This is a genomic window from Devosia litorisediminis, assembly GCF_018334155.1.
Classification (GTDB): Bacteria; Pseudomonadota; Alphaproteobacteria; order Rhizobiales; family Devosiaceae; genus Devosia; species Devosia litorisediminis.
Genome location: NZ_JAGXTP010000001.1, coordinates 2396103 through 2414127, shown reverse-complemented (window position 1 = coordinate 2414127; position 18025 = coordinate 2396103). Strand labels below are relative to the sequence as shown.

At 61.4% G+C, this 18025-nt stretch carries 18 protein-coding genes; 11 read left to right on the top strand and 7 right to left on the bottom strand.

Annotation, left to right across the window (positions count from 1 at the left end):
- Positions 1–18: 18 nt before the first annotated feature.
- The 6 genes from KD146_RS11490 to glyS all read left to right on the top strand — a co-directional run bounded on the left by KD146_RS11490 (position 19) and on the right by glyS (position 6724).
- A complete protein-coding gene (locus KD146_RS11490; RefSeq protein WP_212658803.1) occupies positions 19–864 on the top strand; it encodes a S49 family peptidase in 846 nt (281 codons plus the stop codon).
- A 13-nt stretch (positions 865–877) separates the two neighbouring features.
- A complete protein-coding gene (locus tag KD146_RS11485) occupies positions 878–1102 on the top strand; it encodes a hypothetical protein (protein ID WP_212658802.1) in 225 nt (74 codons plus the stop codon).
- Positions 1103–1154: 52 nt separating this feature from the next.
- Positions 1155–2078, top strand: coding sequence for a glycine--tRNA ligase subunit alpha (locus tag KD146_RS11480; protein WP_212658801.1), 924 nt, complete (start codon positions 1155–1157; stop codon positions 2076–2078).
- Between the two features lie 78 nt (positions 2079–2156).
- Positions 2157–2717: a LemA family protein gene (locus KD146_RS11475; protein WP_212658800.1), complete on the top strand. Its 561-nt coding sequence runs from the start codon at positions 2157–2159 to the stop codon at positions 2715–2717.
- Between the two features lie 5 nt (positions 2718–2722).
- Positions 2723–4630 carry a DUF2207 domain-containing protein gene (locus KD146_RS11470; protein ID WP_212658799.1) on the top strand — a complete coding sequence of 636 codons (1908 nt, stop codon included), beginning with the start codon at positions 2723–2725 and terminating at the stop codon, positions 4628–4630.
- Between the two features lie 69 nt (positions 4631–4699).
- Positions 4700–6724: a glycine--tRNA ligase subunit beta gene (gene glyS / locus KD146_RS11465; RefSeq protein WP_212658798.1), complete on the top strand. Its 2025-nt coding sequence runs from the start codon at positions 4700–4702 to the stop codon at positions 6722–6724.
- A gap of 9 nt (positions 6725–6733) precedes the next feature.
- Here the strand turns inward: glyS and KD146_RS11460 are convergent, their stop codons facing one another.
- Positions 6734–7072 carry a hypothetical protein gene (locus KD146_RS11460; RefSeq protein ID WP_212658797.1) on the bottom strand — a complete coding sequence of 113 codons (339 nt, stop codon included), beginning with the start codon at positions 7070–7072 and terminating at the stop codon, positions 6734–6736.
- A gap of 201 nt (positions 7073–7273) precedes the next feature.
- Between KD146_RS11460 and KD146_RS11455 the strand changes: the two genes are divergently transcribed.
- Together KD146_RS11455 and KD146_RS11450 are read left to right on the top strand one after the other, a co-directional pair.
- Positions 7274–8650, top strand: coding sequence for a sulfotransferase family protein (locus tag KD146_RS11455; protein WP_212658796.1), 1377 nt, complete (start codon positions 7274–7276; stop codon positions 8648–8650).
- A 39-nt stretch (positions 8651–8689) separates the two neighbouring features.
- Positions 8690–9694: a DUF808 domain-containing protein gene (locus tag KD146_RS11450; RefSeq protein ID WP_212658795.1), complete on the top strand. Its 1005-nt coding sequence runs from the start codon at positions 8690–8692 to the stop codon at positions 9692–9694.
- On the opposite strand, the gene rnhA is transcribed toward KD146_RS11450, so the two are convergent.
- From rnhA to ispH, 3 genes are read right to left on the bottom strand one after another with little or no spacing between them, the layout of a single operon-like run.
- Positions 9678–10124: a ribonuclease HI gene (rnhA, locus tag KD146_RS11445; RefSeq protein ID WP_212658794.1), complete on the bottom strand. Its 447-nt coding sequence runs from the start codon at positions 10122–10124 to the stop codon at positions 9678–9680. The genes KD146_RS11450 and rnhA overlap by 17 nt on opposite strands.
- Positions 10117–10647 (bottom strand): GNAT family N-acetyltransferase, encoded by a 531-nt coding sequence (locus KD146_RS11440; protein WP_282558803.1) that lies wholly within the window; start codon positions 10645–10647, stop codon positions 10117–10119. The genes rnhA and KD146_RS11440 overlap by 8 nt, the downstream gene beginning before the upstream one ends.
- The gene (gene ispH, locus KD146_RS11435; RefSeq protein ID WP_212658792.1) at positions 10644–11615 is read right to left on the bottom strand and encodes a 4-hydroxy-3-methylbut-2-enyl diphosphate reductase; all 972 of its coding nucleotides are present in this window, start codon (positions 11613–11615) and stop codon (positions 10644–10646) included. The genes KD146_RS11440 and ispH overlap by 4 nt, the downstream gene beginning before the upstream one ends.
- Positions 11616–11715: 100 nt before the next feature.
- Between ispH and KD146_RS11430 the strand changes: the two genes are divergently transcribed.
- From KD146_RS11430 to KD146_RS11420, 3 genes are all read left to right on the top strand, one after another.
- Positions 11716–13998: a putative PEP-binding protein gene (locus tag KD146_RS11430; RefSeq protein ID WP_212658791.1), complete on the top strand. Its 2283-nt coding sequence runs from the start codon at positions 11716–11718 to the stop codon at positions 13996–13998.
- A 126-nt stretch (positions 13999–14124) separates the two neighbouring features.
- On the top strand, positions 14125–14634 hold the full coding sequence (locus KD146_RS11425) for a hypothetical protein (RefSeq protein WP_212658790.1): 510 nt from the start codon (positions 14125–14127) through the stop codon (positions 14632–14634).
- 256 nt (positions 14635–14890) lie between these two features.
- On the top strand, positions 14891–15850 hold the full coding sequence (locus KD146_RS11420; protein ID WP_282220846.1) for a cell wall hydrolase: 960 nt from the start codon (positions 14891–14893) through the stop codon (positions 15848–15850).
- Here the strand turns inward: KD146_RS11420 and KD146_RS11415 are convergent, their stop codons facing one another.
- The 3 genes from KD146_RS11415 to ygfZ form a co-directional block, all read right to left on the bottom strand.
- The gene (locus KD146_RS11415; protein ID WP_212658788.1) at positions 15851–16372 is read right to left on the bottom strand and encodes a hypothetical protein; all 522 of its coding nucleotides are present in this window, start codon (positions 16370–16372) and stop codon (positions 15851–15853) included.
- Positions 16373–16497: 125 nt separating this feature from the next.
- The gene (locus tag KD146_RS11410) at positions 16498–17100 is read right to left on the bottom strand and encodes an HD domain-containing protein (protein WP_212658787.1); all 603 of its coding nucleotides are present in this window, start codon (positions 17098–17100) and stop codon (positions 16498–16500) included.
- A 38-nt stretch (positions 17101–17138) separates the two neighbouring features.
- Positions 17139–17978: a CAF17-like 4Fe-4S cluster assembly/insertion protein YgfZ gene (gene ygfZ / locus KD146_RS11405; RefSeq protein ID WP_212658786.1), complete on the bottom strand. Its 840-nt coding sequence runs from the start codon at positions 17976–17978 to the stop codon at positions 17139–17141.
- Between the last annotated feature and the right edge of the window lie 47 nt (positions 17979–18025).

The following is an 18025-nucleotide window of genomic DNA, read 5'->3' as shown; positions in this document are numbered from 1 at the left end:
GCAGCGCAAGGAGCGACAATGGACGACACGGCCCCCACGACGCGGACCTGGCTACAGCGACTGACGGGTCGGGGTAAGACGGTTATTCCTGTGGTTCGCCTGCACGGCGTTATTTCCGCGGACCAACGTCAGGGGCGTCTCAACATTGCCAATGTCGGCCCACTGCTCAAACGCGCCTTTGCTGTCAAATCAGCACCCGCGATCGCCATCATCGTCAACTCGCCAGGCGGCTCGCCGGTGCAGAGCCGGCTGATCTCCAAGCGTATTCGCGATCTGGCCAATGAGCACAACAAGCCCGTGCTGGTGTTTGTCGAGGATGCCGCGGCGTCGGGCGGCTATTTCATCGCCGTGGCAGGGGACGAAATCATCGTCGACCCAAGCTCCATCATCGGCTCGATCGGCGTCATCATGGCCGGCTTCGGCTTCGTTGGCGCATTGGAAAAGCTGGGCATCGAGCGTCGCGTCCACACTGCGGGCAACAATAAATCCACGCTTGACCCGTTCATGCCTGAAAAGCCCGCCGATGTGAAACGCATCAAGCAGTTCGAACTCGATATCCATCAGGTGTTCATCGACCACGTCAAAGCAGGTCGGGCCGGCAAGCTCAAGGGCGAGGACAAGGACCTGTTCACCGGTGAATGGTGGACCGGTCAGCGCGGTGTCGATCTGGGCCTGGCCGACGCCATTGGCGATCTGCACGAAACGTTGCGCACCCGCTATGGCAAGAAAGTTCAGATCAAGATGATCGAACCCCAGCGCGGCCTGTTCAGCCTACCGCGCTTTGGTTTTTCAGCTGCGGGCGTCACTGCCGATATCGCTGCCACCGTTGAAGACCGTGCCGTCTGGGCGCGACTGGGACTCTAAGACAATGACCGCAATGCTGCTTCGTGTCCTGATTTTCGCCGCTATCGGCATTTTCATCTATCTTGGTGTCCGCCGCATCTGGCGCGACTGGACCGGACAGTTCAAGGCTGATGATGAGGAGGCCCGTCGCCTGCGCCGCGAACGCGACCAGCGCGAGCGCGAAAAGCCGGGCATTATCGATCTCAAGCGCGATCAGGATGGCCGCTTCCGTCCCGATGATGATGACAAACGCCGTTGACCCTGCGGGACGGCCAAACTAGAGGTTTGTCCCAGTTAGCAGGGACTGCCAAATGACCAACCGCCCATCATTCATGGACCCAAAGAATTCGTTTCAGGGTCTGATCCTCACGCTGCAGCAATTCTGGGCGGAGCAGGGCTGCGTCATTCTGCAGCCCTATGACATGCCCATGGGCGCCGGTACCTCACACACCGGCACTGTGTTGCGCGCGCTGGGTCCCAAGCCCTGGAAGGCTGCCTATGCGCAGCCATCGCGCCGCCCCACCGATGGCCGCTACGGCGAAAACCCCAACCGGCTGCAGCACTATTATCAGTTTCAGGTGATCCTCAAGCCATCGCCGCCCGATATTCAGGACCTCTACCTCAAATCGCTCTATGCGATTGGTGTGGACCCTGCACTGCATGATCTGCGCTTTGTCGAGGACGACTGGGAGAACCCCACGCTGGGCGCCTGGGGTCTGGGCTGGGAAGTCTGGTGCGACGGCATGGAAGTCAGCCAGTTCACCTATTTCCAGCAGGTTGCCGGCTTTGAGTGCAATCCTGTTGCGGGCGAACTGACCTATGGCCTGGAGCGCCTAGCCTGTTATCTGCAGGATGTGGACTCCATCATGGAGCTCAACTTCAATGGCGGTACCGGCGACGACAAGGTCACCTATGCCGACGTGTTCCTGCAGAACGAGCAGGAACAGTCCAAGTACAATTTCGAAGCTGCTGACACCGACATGCTGTTCCGTCACTTCGCAGATGCCGAGCAGGAGTGCCGGGCCATTCTCAAGAAGGGCGCCGAGGCCAACCGCCAGACCATGGCCATTCCCGCCTATGAACAAGTGCTCAAGGCCGCGCATAACTTCAATATGCTCGATGCCCGTGGCGTAATCTCGGTGACCGAGCGCCAGAGCTACATCCTGCGCATTCGAGAGCTGTCCAAGAGCTGCGGCGAGGCCTGGCTGCAAACCGATGGTGGCGGCGCGGAATAGGCGCGTCAGCCATTGCGCTGATCGCGGGGCAATGCCAGTGTCCGCAGCATGTGAAAAGCGCTTGAGGGAGCCTGCACCATGATCGGTTGGATCATTCTGGGTCTGGTGGTTGTTGCCGCCATTTATGCTGTCAGCATCTATAATGGCCTCGTCAAGAACCGGCAGATGGTCGAAGAAGGCTGGTCGGGCATTGATGTCCAGCTCAAGCGCCGCACCGATCTCATCCCCAACCTGATGGAGACGGTGAAGGGCTATATGAGCCATGAGCGCGAGACGCTCGAAGCGGTTACCAATGCTCGTGCGGCTGCCACCGGCGCCGCCAATGGCTCGCCCGAACAGCGCGCCGCAGCTGAAGGTCAGCTCTCATCGGCTCTGGGGCGCCTGCTCGCCATCGCGGAATCCTATCCCGACCTCAAGGCCAACACGACATTTCTTGAGTTCCAGTCGGCCTTGCAGGGTGTCGAGGACGAAATCCAGATGTCGCGCCGCTACTACAATGGCGCCACCCGCAATCTCAATGTGATGGTCGAGAGCTTCCCCTCCAATCTGGTCGCCAACAATTTCGGCTTCCAGAAGGCCGAATATTTCGAGCTCGAGAACGAAGCCGACCGGGCCGTCCCTTCCGTCAAGTTCAACTAGCCGCCATGCCTGCTTTGTTTCGGTCGATCATCGCCCTGCTCATCGGCCTGCTGCTGGCCGTTCCGGGCGCGGCGCGCGAGGAAATTCGCGCCTATGCCAGCGACATCACCATGGCGGTGGATGGCACCGTAACGGTCACCGAGACCCTCACCGTCAACGCCGAGGGCGATGAAATTCGTCGCGGCATCTACCGTGATATTCCAGTGGTGCTGGCGGGCAGCGACGGCGGCAAGGTTCGCCCCGATTTCGATGTGCTCAATGTACAGCGCGACGGCCAGCCCGAGACGTACCGGGTCGAACGCATGGGCGATTTCCAGCGGATCTGGATCGGCGACCCCGATGTGTTCCTCAACTATGGCAACCATAGCTACACCATCACCTATTCCATGAGCCGCATGGCGCGCGCCTTCGAAGATCACGATGAGCTCTATTGGAACGTGACTGGCAATTACTGGGTGTTCCCGATCCTGTCGGCCCAGGCTGTCGTTCGCCTCCCCGATGGTGCCCGCATTTCTGATGTGTCGGCCTATACCGGACCAGTCGGCTCAACCAAGCAGGGCGCCGACATACGCCGTCTCACCGATCAGACTGTTGCCTTCAAGACCACCAGGGCTTTGGGGCCGGGCGAGGGGCTGACCGTGGCGGTCTCCTTTGACAAGGGTGTCATCGTATATCCCACCGGCGTTGCGGCATTGAGCCAGCAGGTAGCCGATCTGCGCGACAGCATCATCCCCGTGATCGCCGCCTTGCTGGCGGCCGCCTATAATGCGCTGGCTTGGTTCCGCGTGGGTCGCGATCCGCAGAAGGGCGTCATTATCCCGCGCTTTCACGCGCCGGCCGGGTTTTCGCCCGCTCTGGTCCACTACATCCACAAATGGGGGTTTAGCGACAGTGGCTGGACCGCCCTGACCGCTGCAATCTTCAATCTGGGCGTCAAAGGCCTGATCACTATTGATAATTCCACCAAGAACCTCCGGCTGGCCAGAACGGGGAAACAGCCCGCCGAAACCTTGCCGCCGGGTGAGGAAGTGATGTTTGAGTATCTGCAGTCGCGAGACGCCGTCGTGATCAACAAGTCCACCGGTCCCGAACTTGCCAAGCGCCGCAATGCCTTCACCACGGCCATCACACAGGAAAACCGGCTGGTCTGGTTCAAGAACAATACCGGCTATTCCGTGCTTGGCTATGTGCTCGGTATCGGTTTGCTGGCAGGCATGATGTTCCTCGACATTCTCGATCCGCTTTGGCTGATTGGCTCGGTCGCGCTGGGCATCCTGCTATCCTCACTGGGTGGCCTGATCTCCAAGGGCTTTCAGAAGCGCTATCTGTCGCGTGTCTTCATTGCCATCTGGGTTCTCATTGCCGGCGTCAATATTGTGGGGCTGGCGTTTGACAGTCTCACCAGCCTGACCATCAATGTTGCCTCGGTCTCTGCAGTCTCCATCGTCATTGTCACCATCGTGTTCGCCTTCCTGATGCGGGCGCCCACGCTGCAGGGACGCAAGGTGATGGACGAAATCGACGGCCTCAAGATGTACCTTGAGACAGCCGAAAAAGACCGCATTAACATGAGCGAGGTGCCGCCCATGACGGTGGAGCGCTTTGAGCGCTTGCTGCCATTCGCCATCGCGTTGCAGGTGGAAAAGCCCTGGAGCGAACACTTCGAAGCCGAGTTGGCTCGCCACGCTGTGGTCGATGCGCCGGATCACTACGCCCCCGGCTGGTATAGCGGCGGCAATGTTGGCCGAGCCCGTAGCGCTGCCTCCAACATGACGACCGCAGTCAGCGCCGCAGCCAGCTCAATGACAGCGGCCATGGTTGCCGCTCAACCAGTGCAATCGAGCTCGTCCGGGTCATCCGGCGGTGGGTTTTCTGGTGGCGGTGGCGGCGGTGGCGGTGGCGGCGGTTGGTAATCGTCTTGTAGACATCGCCGCCCGCCCAAGTTAAGCAAATCCGCGCCTTTCTAACCCTTGGTATCCCCTATGCCCGAACTGCTGCTCGAACTCTTTTCCGAGGAAATCCCGGCCCGCCTGCAACGGCGCGCGGCCGATGACCTCAAGAAATTGGTCACCAATGCACTGGTCGATGCCGGTCTGGTCTATGAGGGTGCCAAGGCTTTCGTGACGCCACGCCGCCTGGCGCTGACCGTCACCGGCTTGCCTGCGCGCTCGCCCGATACCCGCGAAGAAAAGAAGGGCCCCAAGGTTGGCGCGCCGCAGCAGGCCATTGATGGATTTTTGCGCGGGGCAGGGCTGACTTCGATTGATCAGGCCAAGGTCGAGAGCGATCCGAAAAAGGGTGATTTCTACGTCGCGCTGATCGAAAAGCCTGGCGCTGATGCCGTGACGCTCTTGTCGACCATGCTGCCGAAAGTGCTGACCGACTTCCCATGGTCGAAGTCCATGCGCTGGGGCAGTGGCAGCTTTAACTGGGTGCGCCCGCTGCGCGCCATCACCGCGACTTTCGGCGCAGAAAACGAAGAGCCTATCGTCATCCCGTTTGACTCTAATGAGCTGACCTCGGGCCAAACCACCTTTGGTCACCGCTTCCTGGCGCCCGAGCCGATCAAGGTACGTCGTTTCGATGACTATGTGACCGCGCTGGAGCGCGCCAAGGTCGTGCTCGATATTGACCGTCGCAAGGACATCATCAAGACCGACGCCGAGCAGCTGGCCTTTGCCCAGGGGCTGACCGTGATCACCGATGAAGGCCTGCTCGAAGAGGTTGCGGGTCTGGTCGAATGGCCCGTCGTGATGATGGGCACGTTCGACCCCGATTTCCTCAAATTGCCTGAAGAAGTCATCATCGCCACCATTCGCGCCAATCAGAAATGTTTCTGCCTGCGTGACGCCAGCGGCAAGCTGGCGCCCAATTTCATCATCACCGCCAATACCGAAGCCAGCGATGGCGGCACGGTGATCACCGCGGGCAATGAGCGCGTCATTCGCGCCCGGCTCAGCGACGCCATGTTCTTCTACGAAGGCGATCTGGCGCTGCCGCTTGAACACGGTCTACCCAAGCTCGAAGACACCGTGTTCCACGCCAAGCTGGGCAGCCAGTTTGCCCGCGTCGAGCGACTGGTGAAGCTGGCCGGTGAGATCGCACCAAAGGTCGGTGCTGATCCAGAGCGCGCCAAGCGTGCCGCCATGATTGCCAAGGCCGATCTGACCACCGGCATGGTCGGTGAGTTTCCCGAACTGCAGGGGCTCATGGGGCGCTATTACGCCGCCGCCCAGGGCGAGCCCGCCGACATCGCGACGGCCGTCGAAATGCACTACAAGCCGCTCGGCCCCACCGACAAGGTGCCCACCGAGCCGACCTCGATTGCCGTGGCACTGGCCGACAAGCTCGACCTGCTGACCGGCTTCTGGACCATCGATGAAAAGCCTACCGGTTCGCGGGATCCGTTTGCCCTGCGCCGCGCCGCGCTCGGCGTGATCCGCATCATCATCGAGAACAATCTCAAGCTGCCGCTCACGGTGGAAGCCGATCTGCTGGCCTTCTTCCATGATCGCCTCAAGGTGATGCTGCGCGACTCCGGCGCCCGCCATGATCTGGTCGATGCCGTGATAGCCGAAGACAGCGATGACATGCTGCAGATTGCCCAGCGCGCTGAGGCACTCTCGACCCTGCTGTCATCCTCCGATGGCCAGAACCTGCTGGCGGGCTACAAGCGCGCTGCCAATATTCTGGCTGCCGAAGAGAAAAAGGACGGCACCAGCTATGCCGGTACCGTCTCCCAGGATGCACTCAAGCTGCCCGAAGAAACTGCGCTGGCCTTTGCCGTTGATGCCGTCAACGCCGCCGTGAGCACCCACGTGGCCCAGGATGACTATAAGGGCGCAATGGCCGAACTGGCCTCGTTGCGGGCCCCGGTGGATGCGTTCTTTACCGCCGTAATGGTCAATGACGACGACGCCGCCGTGCGCACCAACCGGCTGAACCTGCTGGCACGTCTGCGCGACACCATGCATCTGGTTGCCGATTTCTCCAAGGTCGCCGGCTAGGCAGTTCGCCTAGCCCTGGGGCAGGGCGCATTTGAGCGCGCCCATGCTGGTCTCGAAGTCGAAGACCGTGTCGCCATAGTCGTCGGTGACGAAGTGGCCGGTCAGACCGATGTCGGCCAGCGGACCACTCTGCGCCGTGACATGGGAGCCTGATGAGGTGACCTGACCTTGACCGCGCGGAATGGCTTCGGAGGCAATGTCATAATCGCCGGCCACAAACAGGCTCAGCGTCCCAAAGGCCGCGCCGTGGCCATCAATGCAGACATAGATGCCCGGCGGCGGGAATTGCGCCAGCGCAGGCGCAGTCAGCGCCAGAAAACTCAGCATCAGTGAGACAAGCCATTTCATGGCGCTGACTCAGCCCGTTTCGGCGTGCGCATGCAAGTCATACTCCCGTGACTGGCCGCCAATGACGGGCTTGGCCTGGGGGCTGGTCGGCGCATTACCGGCGTTACGAATCTGTAATGCACCGTAACTTGTGGTGCCGGCTCAACCTCACCACAGTGCCGACGTCGCCTCCTCCCGACGACCTGTTGAGAATTCCCAGCCTTGAAACTTGCACTATCCCCTCTCGAGGGCGCCTGGCACATGGTGTCTGCCCGGCGCTTTGTCGACGCCAGTCGCATTGCCCGCCAGATATTGAGCGATGATCCCGACAACCCCTCTGCTATGGTCTGCGTCGCCATGGCCGAATGGGAACTCGGTCATCCGGTGCAAGAGTGCATCGCCTTGCTGGAGCGCGCCGTGACGCTGGCGCCCGGCACGGCGCCCTATTGGCACAATCTGGCGACGCTGCAGGCATCCAGCGGCGATATGGCTGGTGCGCGTGACAGCTTTGCCCAAGCGCTGCGCATCCAGCCTGACGATACCATGGCGTTTTATGCACTGGTCCAGAACCAACGCTTCACCGCCGAGGATCAGACGGTCCGCGATATGCTCACGCTTTATGGCTCTGGCACGCTCGCCCGTCAGGCGCTGGAGTTTTTGTGCTTTGGTCTGGCCAAGGTCTATGCCGATCTGGGCAATCATGCCCGGGCCATGCATTTCTGCATCGAGGCCAACTGGCTGGCCGATCGCCGCTATGACAATGGCCCTCAGCGCCAGCACATGCAGAGCCTGACGGCACTGGCTGAAGCTGGAACAATACCGCAGGCGCGTGGCAAACCACCGGGCCCCGCGCCAGTGTTCATTGTGGGCATGCCGCGCTCGGGAACGACCCTGGCCGAAGCGATCCTCAACCGTCATCCCGCCGTGTTCGCGCTGGGCGAAACCCCAACTCTGGGTGCGCTCGAGCACAACCTGCTCCAGGGAAAGCCGGATCGATTGACGCAATTGGGCCGCGACATACTGCGGGCCAGCGCCGAACAGGGCCTGCGCGCCATGCGCGCCGGTGCCCCTGAAGGGACCCGCGTGCTCACCGACAAAACGCCCGACAATGCCTTCCGGGTGGGGCTGATCGCGGCGCTGTTTCCCAACGCGCGGATCATTCACATGCGGCGCCATCCACTCGATTGTGGCCTTTCCAACCTGTTCACCCGGTTCAACGCTGGCCACGGCTTTGCCTTTCGTCAGACCGACCTGGGCGAGCGCATCCGCCAGACGGCCGATATCATGACGCTGTGGAAGCGCACGCTGAACCTGCCCATTCTTGATCTCAGTTACGAGATGCTGGTCGCCGACCCCGATGGTCAATCGCGGCGGCTGATCGACTTTGTCGGTCTGGACTGGGATGATGCCTGTCTTACGCCCGAGCGCGATAGCCGTCAGATACACACCGCCAGCCAGTGGCAGGTGCGCCAGAAGATTTATTCGCGCTCTGTCGGCAAGTTCGAGGGATACAAAGAGTGGCTTGGACCGTTGGTAAAGGCGATGGGTGGCCAGGACTGGATCGACAGTGAGGCTCAGGACCAGTTGCGCGCCGGCTAGTCATCGCTATGGTCGGGCCTTGTATATGGGGGATTCTCGATGAGCGTCGGACTGCTTGCACTGCTTGATGATGTTGCCGGTCTGGTCAAGGTGGCCGCTGCGTCACTGGACGATATTGCCGGACAGGCTGCCAAGGCCGGGGTCAAGGCAGCAGGCGCGGTGATCGACGATGCAGCGGTGACGCCGCGCTATGTTGACGGCTTCAGCGCAGATCGCGAGCTTCCCATTGTCGGGGCCATCGCGCGCGGCTCAATCAAGAACAAGCTCATCATCCTGTTGCCGGCAGCACTGGTGCTCAGCACGTTCGTGCCTTGGCTCATCACCCCGCTGCTGATGATCGGCGGGGCCTATCTCTGTTATGAGGGCGCCGAGAAAGTGTTTCATGCCCTCGCGCCGCATGAGGCAGAGGCCCATGAGGCTGGTCTTGAACCTGTCGCCGTCAATGCCGAGGCGCTTGAAGACCAGAAGATCGCTGGCGCGATCCAGACCGATTTCATCCTGTCAGCAGAAATCATGACCATTGCCCTCTCGGCCATTGAGGCGCCAGACGTCATCTCGCGCGCCTTGATCCTGGCCCTGGTGGCCATTGGCATCACCGTGGTGGTCTATGGCGGTGTTGCTTTGATCGTGAAGGGCGACGACTTCGGCCTGTGGATGGCCAACAATGGCCGTACCGGCGCAGGCCGCGGTTTTGGCCGGGCACTGGTCAAGGGCATGCCTGCGTTCATGCAGGCTCTAAGCGTGGTCGGCACGGCCGCCATGATCTGGGTCGGCGGCGGCATCATTGCCCATGGTCTGGTCGAATTCGGCATCACCGGGCCCGAGCACTTCATCGAAGGCGCGTCCGAGTGGGCCGCGCACGCTCTGCCCGCTATTGCAGGGTTTGCGGGCTGGTTCATGATGGCGCTGATCGACGGGATCGGTGGCCTGATCCTGGGCGGTCTGTTGATCCCTGTCGTGGGTTTTGTCATCGCCCCGATCGCCAGGGCACTCAAGCCACTGGCCCAGACCGTGCTGAACCGGCGCCCTAGCGACCGTTCTTGAACGGCGCCATGCCATCATTGGCGAGCTGATCGGCGCGCTCGTTCAGATCGTGCCCGGCATGGCCCTTGACCCAGCGCCAGTCGATGGTGTGGCGCTTGGTGGCCTCATCGAGCGCCTGCCAGAGTTCGAGGTTCTTGACCGGCTTCTTGTCGGCCGTGCGCCAGCCGTTTTTCTTCCAGCCCTTCATCCAGCTTTGTACGCCATTCTTGACATATTGGCTGTCGGTGTGGAGTTCGATCTCGCAGGGTCGCGTCAACGCGTTGAGCGCCTCAATGGCGGCGGTCAGTTCCATTTTGTTGTTGGTGGTCAGCTCAGCGCCGCCGCACAATTCCTTGGTCTTGTCGCCATATTGCAGAATGGCGCCCCAGCCACCGGGGCCTGGATTGCCCGAACAGGCGCCGTCAGTGTGGATAATCACCGTGTCAGTCATGCGCCCTCGGCCGGTTATAGACGTGGAACTGGCAGACAAGTCCGCCTGGCTCCGTTTCCAGATGCGTTGGCACCATGCCGATCCGCCTTAGCACTGCCAGCGAGGGCTCATTGCGCGTATCGGCAAAGCCGATGAAGTGGTTATGCTCGGTCTCGGCAAAGATCCAGTCGCGCAGTGCCGATGCCGCTTCTGTCGCATAACCCTGCCCATGGTGCTCACCAAACAGGGCATATCCTAGCTCGGGTTCGCCTGTGCGGGGATAAACCCCATAGCCCGCTCGTCCGATCAGGACACCGTCGGATTTGCGCGTCACCCGCAACTTGCCCAGCTGGCAGGTTTCGAACAGTTCGACCCAGCCTGCCAGCGCCGCTTCTGCCTGCGCCTGGGACCAGGGTTCGCCGCTGGCGCTGAGATATCTGGCAATCTCGGGATCGCCATGCAGGCGAACCAGATCTGGCAGTTGATCCATCGACCATCCAGACAGCAACAAGCGGTCGGTCTCAATCAAGACGCGATCGATCATTGCGTGACGGCAGCTTCGATCGCCCGCAGCTCGCGCGGAATGTTGAAGGCGATGTTTTCCTTGGCGGTCACCCGGGCCTCGACCTTGATGTCATAGCGTTGGGCAAAGGCTTCGATCACCTCGTCGACCAGCTTCTCAGGCGCCGAAGCCCCCGCTGATACGCCCAGTGTCCTGATGCCCTCAAACCGTGCCCAGTCAATTTCCGACGCACGGTCCACCAGCATGGAGACCTTGCAGCCTGCTCTTTCGGCGACTTCCACAAGACGCAGCGAATTGGATGAATTGGGCGAGCCAACAACGATCATGGCATCCACCTCGGGCGCGACGGCCTTGATGGCCTCCTGCCGGTTGGTGGTAGCGTAGCAGATGTCTTCCTTGTGCGGGCCATTGATGGCCGGAAAGCGTTCCTTGAGCGCGTTGACGATCTCGCGGGTGTCGTCAACCGACAGTGTGGTCTGGGTGACAAACGCCAGCGTGTCGGGATCGCGCGGCTCAAACACCATGGCATCGGCCACGGTCTCGATCAGCGTGATGGCGCCAACCGGCAATTGCCCCATAGTGCCCACGACTTCAGGATGGCCCTTGTGGCCGATCAGCACGATTTCGTGACCTTCGGCAAAATGACGCTGCGCCTCGACATGCACCTTGCTCACCAGCGGACACGTGGCGTCCAGAAAGAACATGTTGCGGCTCTTGGCATCTGCCGGCACGGATTTCGGAACGCCATGAGCCGAGAACACCACCGGTGCTTCGGTCTCCGGTATTTCGCTCAATTCCTCGACAAAAATGGCGCCTTTGTCACGCAGACCATCGACCACATATTTGTTATGAACGATGGCGTGACGCACATAGACAGGAGCGCCGTATTTCTCGAGGGCGAGTTCAACAATCTGGATGGCGCGATCGACCCCGGCGCAAAAACCGCGGGGGGCGCAGAGCAGAATGTCTAGTTGTGGCCGCTTTTCCATATGAGATGAGATGCTTTCGTCACGCCGGCAAGTCAAGTCTTGTTGCAGCGACCAACAGGCACAGGCATGATGCCGGTGCAAGAAAAGCAAGGACTTACCCGTGAGTTTGGCGCAGGAAATGTTCGCGATTGCCCCCGCAATGGGGAAGGCGAACCTGTCTGCGAGCCAGCTCAAGCTGCTCAGCGGCAAAGCGCGCTGGATTTATCGTGTCGGTGAAGCCGGATATCCGACCGTCCCCACCATCGTTTTGACTCGCGCTGCATGGGAGGCCCTGCAGTCTGAACGCACGCGCAAGGATGTACGGCTGCGCACCCACTGGGTCGCCTGCCTGTTCAAGCTGGTCGACAAGGATGGTGCGCCGCCTCCGCTTGTGGTGCGCACCTCCGCCGCCAAGCACAATGCAGGCCTGATGCCCGCAAAGCTGGGTATCGCGGCCCCGGCCAATCCCGAAGATTCGGTAGACCCCAACCGCGCCTTGGCCAAGGCGATCAAGAACGCCTTTGACAGCTATGGCTTTGGCCATGGCTGGACCGGGCGCCCCGATGATGATCGCAGCAAGCAGATCATTCTCGTGCAGGCCCAGACCGGTGGCGAGATCGAACAGTTCCTCACCCGCAACGGCACGACCGGGGCTCTGGGCCCGGCGCCGCTCGATGGCGCGCCGCTGCCCAAATTGCCCGAATCGGTTGATGCCCTCGTGGCGCTGGTCGACGCCAAGGCGGGGCGGCATATGTGCTGCGCCGTGGCCGTTCAGCGCGGCAAGCTGCAGTTTCTATCAGCTCGCCCGTTCCAGGCGTCGGCGGCCGCCGATCTCGAGGCCGCGGTTGACCGGGTCAAGCGCAAGGTCTGGTCGCCGCAGAACGCCGTCAGCCGCGTCGATCCGGCCCGCCTGACCCAATTGCTGCATCCCCGGCTCAAATCCACCGGTGGCGCTGCCCCCATTGCGATGGGGTTGGGCGTCTCGCCCGGTGCGGCCAGTGGCACCATCGTATTCAACCCCGAAGATGCGGCGCGTCTACGGGCGCGCGGCAAACACTGCATTCTGGTGGTCAACGAAACCGGCCCCGCCGATATCGAGGGTATGAAGGCCGCTACCGGCATTTTGACAGCGCGCGGCGGCATGTCCAGCCATGCCGGCGTGGTGGCCCGCATCACCGGCAAGCCTTGCGTTGCGGGCGTGCGCACGCTGTCGGTCGACGCCAGCGAAATGATCTGCTGGATCGGAGAGCGCGAATTCCGTACCGGCGATCAGCTCACCATCGATGGCAGCGACGGCACTGTCTATGTCGGCACATTGCCGCTGGCCCAGCCCCATATCGGTGGTGCAATTGGCACACTGCTCGACTGGTCCGATGCCTCGCGCAAGATTGCGGTGCGCACCAATGCCGAGACCGTGGAATCGGCGATGACGGCGCTCAGCTTTGGCGCCGAGGGCATCGGTCTGGCCCGCAGTGAACACATGTTCTTTTCGCCCGAACGCATGGTCGCCCTGCGACGCATGATCCTGAGCGAAGACGAGGATGATCGCAGTCAGGCCGTCAATGGTCTGGTCGGCTATCAGACCGGCGATTATTCGGCGCTGTTCTCGGCCATGAAGGGGCGCCCGGTCACCGTGCGGCTGTTCGACCCGCCACTGCACGAATTCCTGCCCCGCACCGACGAAGACATCGAGGAAACCGCTGCGTCACTCGGCCTCGCCGTGCGCCAGTTGCGCTTGCGCCTCGAACGCATAGCCGAGGTCAATCCGATGCTGGGTCATCGCGGCGTCCGGCTGGCCATCACCTATCCCGAAATCCTTTCCATGCAGATGCAGGCCATTATGGCCGGGGTGCGTGCGGCCAGCGAAAGCCAGGACGAGCCGGTGGCCGTCGAGGTCATGGTGCCCTTCGTCTCGACCGCCAGCGAAGTGGCCTTTGTGCGCGAGCGCATGAATACCATCGCCGCCAATTCGGGACTGTTGCGCACCGAGCGGGTCAAACTCTCCTTTGGCACCATGATCGAACTGCCGCGCGCCTGCCTGCGTGCGGGCGATATCGCCAATATGGTCGATTTCTTTTCCTTCGGTACCAATGATCTGACCCAGACAACCTTCGGCATTTCGCGCGATGATGCGCCAACATTCCTGGCCGCCTATCAGCGCAAGGGGATCTATGAGCGTGATCCGTTCGTAACCATTGACGAGAAAGGCGTGGGCGAGTTGATCGCCATGGCCATCGAACGGGGCAGGGCGGCTAACCCGCGGCTCAAGATCGGTATATGCGGCGAACATGCCGGCGATCCGGCCTCGCTCAAGTTCTTCTCGGGGCTGGGCGTCGACTATGTCAGTTGTTCACCCTATCGTGTGCCCGTTGCCCGGCTGACACTGGCGCAGGCCACCGCTTAAATAGCGGTCGCACAATCCCTATATGCAGGGGGAACAAGCTGGCACCAAGTCAGCACAATGGGATGGGACTTTATCGACGTGAAACGATTGTCGGCTCTAGCACTACTGCCCCTGTTTGCGGCGCCAATGCCCGTTGCATTCGCCCAGACGGGCATTTCGCAATGCGTTTTGATCGAGACCGATGTTGAACGTCTGGCCTGTTATGACGGGCTGTTCCGCGACAACGCCGCCGCCCAGAGCGGACTGAGCGTAACGTTGCAATCGGAAACCCTGATCCCCGCCCGGCCCAGTGGTCGTGCGCCAGCCACCATGACGGTAACCTGTGATGCCGATGTGCTCAGTGTGGCCTTTGCCTTTGCCGGCAATACCATGTCGGCCCTGGGTCGCGATGCGGGGATTACCCTGCAATACGATCTGCGCGCTGCCCGCAGTCAGACCTTGCCGGTCAACACTGACAACACGGCCATTGTGCTCGACAATAGCCGCGACGCTGCCGCGTTTCTGGACGGTCTGGCCGGCGCAACAAACCTCACCGCGCGGGTAACCCCGGTCAATTCCCGCTCGCTTTCCGTCCGCTTCCGGGTTGATGCCTTCATCGCTGAAGTCGTCCCGGTCCGCGCGGCCTGCGGCATCTAGAACCGTCCTTCGCGCTCCGATCACAGCAATGCCCACTCCGTGCCACGGTTGCACCATTGCCATGCCCAAAACGCCGTTTACGCGCTGCTAACCCTAATAAGTCATCATCACCACTGTCGGCATTCTAGCGTCTCTATCGCCGATCAGTAGTTGTGTTGCGTTGTGTTGAGTTGCGTAGATGGTTTTTTCCCACCGGCCAGTGGCGCGTTTGCGCGCGGCTAAAGCGGTTCGCCGCGGGCGCCCTATCGCCAGATTTGTGGCTGTAGCCGCACTCGGATTGCTGAGCTATGCCGCCCTGACTGGCGGTGCTTTCGGCCCGGTTGCCGACCTCGCTGAAACACTTCCCACCGAAATCAAACTGGCCAGTGCCAGCCTGTCCTATTCCGGCGTTGATCCCGTCATTACCGGGTCGGTCAACAATCTGTTTGCTTCTGCCAGTTTCACTGGTCCCAATCGCGCCGAGAAGGGCGATCGCGTTCGCCCCGCCGTCGATGCACTGGCCTTCTCACGCAGCTTTGCCGAAGTGCGTACCCGCCTGGCAGCCCTGCGTGCGCCCGCTGATCCCACCATGGGCCAGACGCGCTTTGCCGATATCGAGCCGACCGGCGACGTCGAGATCGGGCCGCGCATGTCCATTGCGGCCATCAATCCATCCACGGCAGCCGCGCTCGACGCCATTGCCGGTATCGCCCCAACCAGCGACGCTACCCCAATGCCAATGCTGGCCTCTGAGCAGCTCGCCTATGCCCGTGAAACGGCACCTGTCACCGGCGGCTTTGCAACCGGACAGGCCATTGCCACCTCGGACAAGGAACTGTGGTGCCTGTCCACGGCAATCTACTTTGAGGCGCGCGGCGAAAGCTATCGCGGCCAGGTGGCCGTGGCACAGGTGGTGCTCAACCGGGTCAAGGATCGTCGCTATCCCAATACCATTTGCGGCGTGGTGTTTCAGAACCAGACCAAGCGCAATGCCTGCCAGTTCTCCTTTGCCTGTGACGGTATTCCCGAATCCATCAACGACGCCAAGTCATGGGCGCAGGCCGAGGACATCTCCCGTCGCTTCACCGATGGTGAGCTTTACCTGACCGAAGTGGCCGACGCGACGCACTATCACGCTACCTATGTCCGCCCGGCCTGGGCGCCCCGCATGACCAAGCTGACCCAGATCGGCTTGCACGTTTTCTATCGCTTCAAGGCAGGCTGGCTGTTCGGCTGATCAGCAGACCCGGAAGCCCTTGCCGCTGACGCAGGTGCGATTGCCCCAGGTGCTAACGCGCGTGTCGCCCGAGCGGATATAGAGGAACGAGTTGACCTTGCGGCTGTTGAAGCTCGACCAGCCGCCACTGCGCCAATAGAAGAAATTATTGGGGCGATAGGTCACGTCTTCCACCGTGATGCCGGGATATTGCACCTTGTTGGAGAACAGCCCGTCGGTCGAATAGGTGCCGGTGCTGGTGGTGGCAATGGTCACGTAAGACACCCGGCCGCCTTCGACCTTCTTGACCACATCGGACGAAATGGGGTCCTGCGACACCCAGTTTTCGGCCCGAATTTCGTAATCCCGGTCTTCGAACCTGACCAGCTTGGTGGTGTCAAAGCCCGGCGCCACGACCGCTGGTTTCAGCATCTCGTCAGCAAAGGTTTCAACCACTGCGCCCGGGCCGGTGACAGCCAATACGCTGGCGCACATGGCACCCAAGGTCATCCCAATCAGAATGTGGCGGCTTGGCAGGTCCATGATTTCCGTCCCGGAATGAAGCGAAACCGGGTTTCGCGTTAACGGAATAAAAACCATAGCCACCTGTCACACGCAAAGTTCATCCCTTGTTAAGGTTAATATACACAGCCGCCAAAGTGCTGGTACTAAAGGGAAATTGCTTCGAAGGCCGCCACGAAGCGATCATGCGCCTCGCCTGTGGGCCAGGGGCGGATCAACCGGTCGAATGCATCGACATCAAAGGCTGGCTGGCCCGGTGCGCCGAAGAATTTGCGCGCCTCTGATTCCTCAAAGCCCGCCAGATGAACCGCCTCGAAAAACGCGGCCTCGCGGTCTGCTTTCTTGACCAGCTTTGCGACCGCTCCGGTCATCGCTGCGGGCAGCGAAAAGCGCAGGAAAATCGCGGAAAGCAGGCGGTTTTCAACGTCCTTGTAATTGCCGCCCATCGCGGCCTTGAAGGGCGAGATGATGTCGCCCATCACATATTCGGGGGCGTCGTGCAGCAGTGCCTGAAGCAGGGCAATGGGTGTTGCATCGGGGTTGCTGGCGCGAAACAGCTCGAGTACCAGCACTGAGTGCTGGGCCACCGAAAACGGATAATCGCCATAGGTTTGGCCGTTCCAGCGGGCAACGCGGGCCAGGCCATGCGCGATGTCGGGCAGTTCGACATCCATCGGCGAGGGGTCAAGAATATCTAGGCGGCGTCCTGACAACATGCGTTGCCAGGCCCGTGAACTGGTCCGTGCCATCTTGCCCCAATTGGTTAGCAGACTGTTAGCGTTGAACGCTACTCATCGGCACTCGATTCGCCAAACGTGTATGCGGCCCAGACCGGCAGATTCAGCGTCACGGGTTTGTCGCAAACCGTCACCGCTGACAGGTCGGTGAGGCGGTCGAGACGCAGAATCGCCACGGCACGGCCATCCACGACAGCACCAATCTGGCCAGCCTCGCGTCCCCCGGCCATTACGGGCGAACCGGCAGGCCCCTCAATGCCCGATACGATCACCGGGCGGCGGCGGGCGGTGCCGCGATGTTTCATCCGCGAGACCACTTCCTGGCCGACATAACAGCCCTTGGCGAAGTCGATGCCGTCCAGAATGTCGAGCCCGATATCATGGGCAAAGGCCTCATTGGCCGCGAAGTCATTGCCCTGGTGGGCGATGCCGACGCCGATACGCTCTGCCTGATAGAAGGCATCGTTCTGAATCCAGTCGCTGGTGGCCTCGACCGGGGCAATCACGCGCCAGCCGATATTGAGCGGGCCAAAGCGATCGGTGTGACGGATCCCTGCCGGTTCCGCATCCTGGGCAAAGCCGACGCGGTGGCTCTCGCGCAGATCGTCAATCACCGCCTGGGCGCGCAGGCGGTACATTTTCATGCGCTTGAAAAAATCGTCGGCGACCGATTCATGCACGTCCACCCAGATGGCGTCTTCGGCATGGCCGGCCAGGCCCTCGGCCAGAATCTTGCCCTGGGGCGAGAGCAGCGCCCACGCGGCGGCCGGCTCGCCATCTCCGGCGCCCGAGGCGGGTATTGGACCGGTGACGACGTCATTGAGAAGTTTATGCGCGTCGGCGCCCGAAAAACGGAATACGGCACGGTCGGCGCGCAGATGGGTGGTCATGGTCGCTTGCCTCTTGGTCGCTGCCTCCGCTAAACCGGGCTAACACG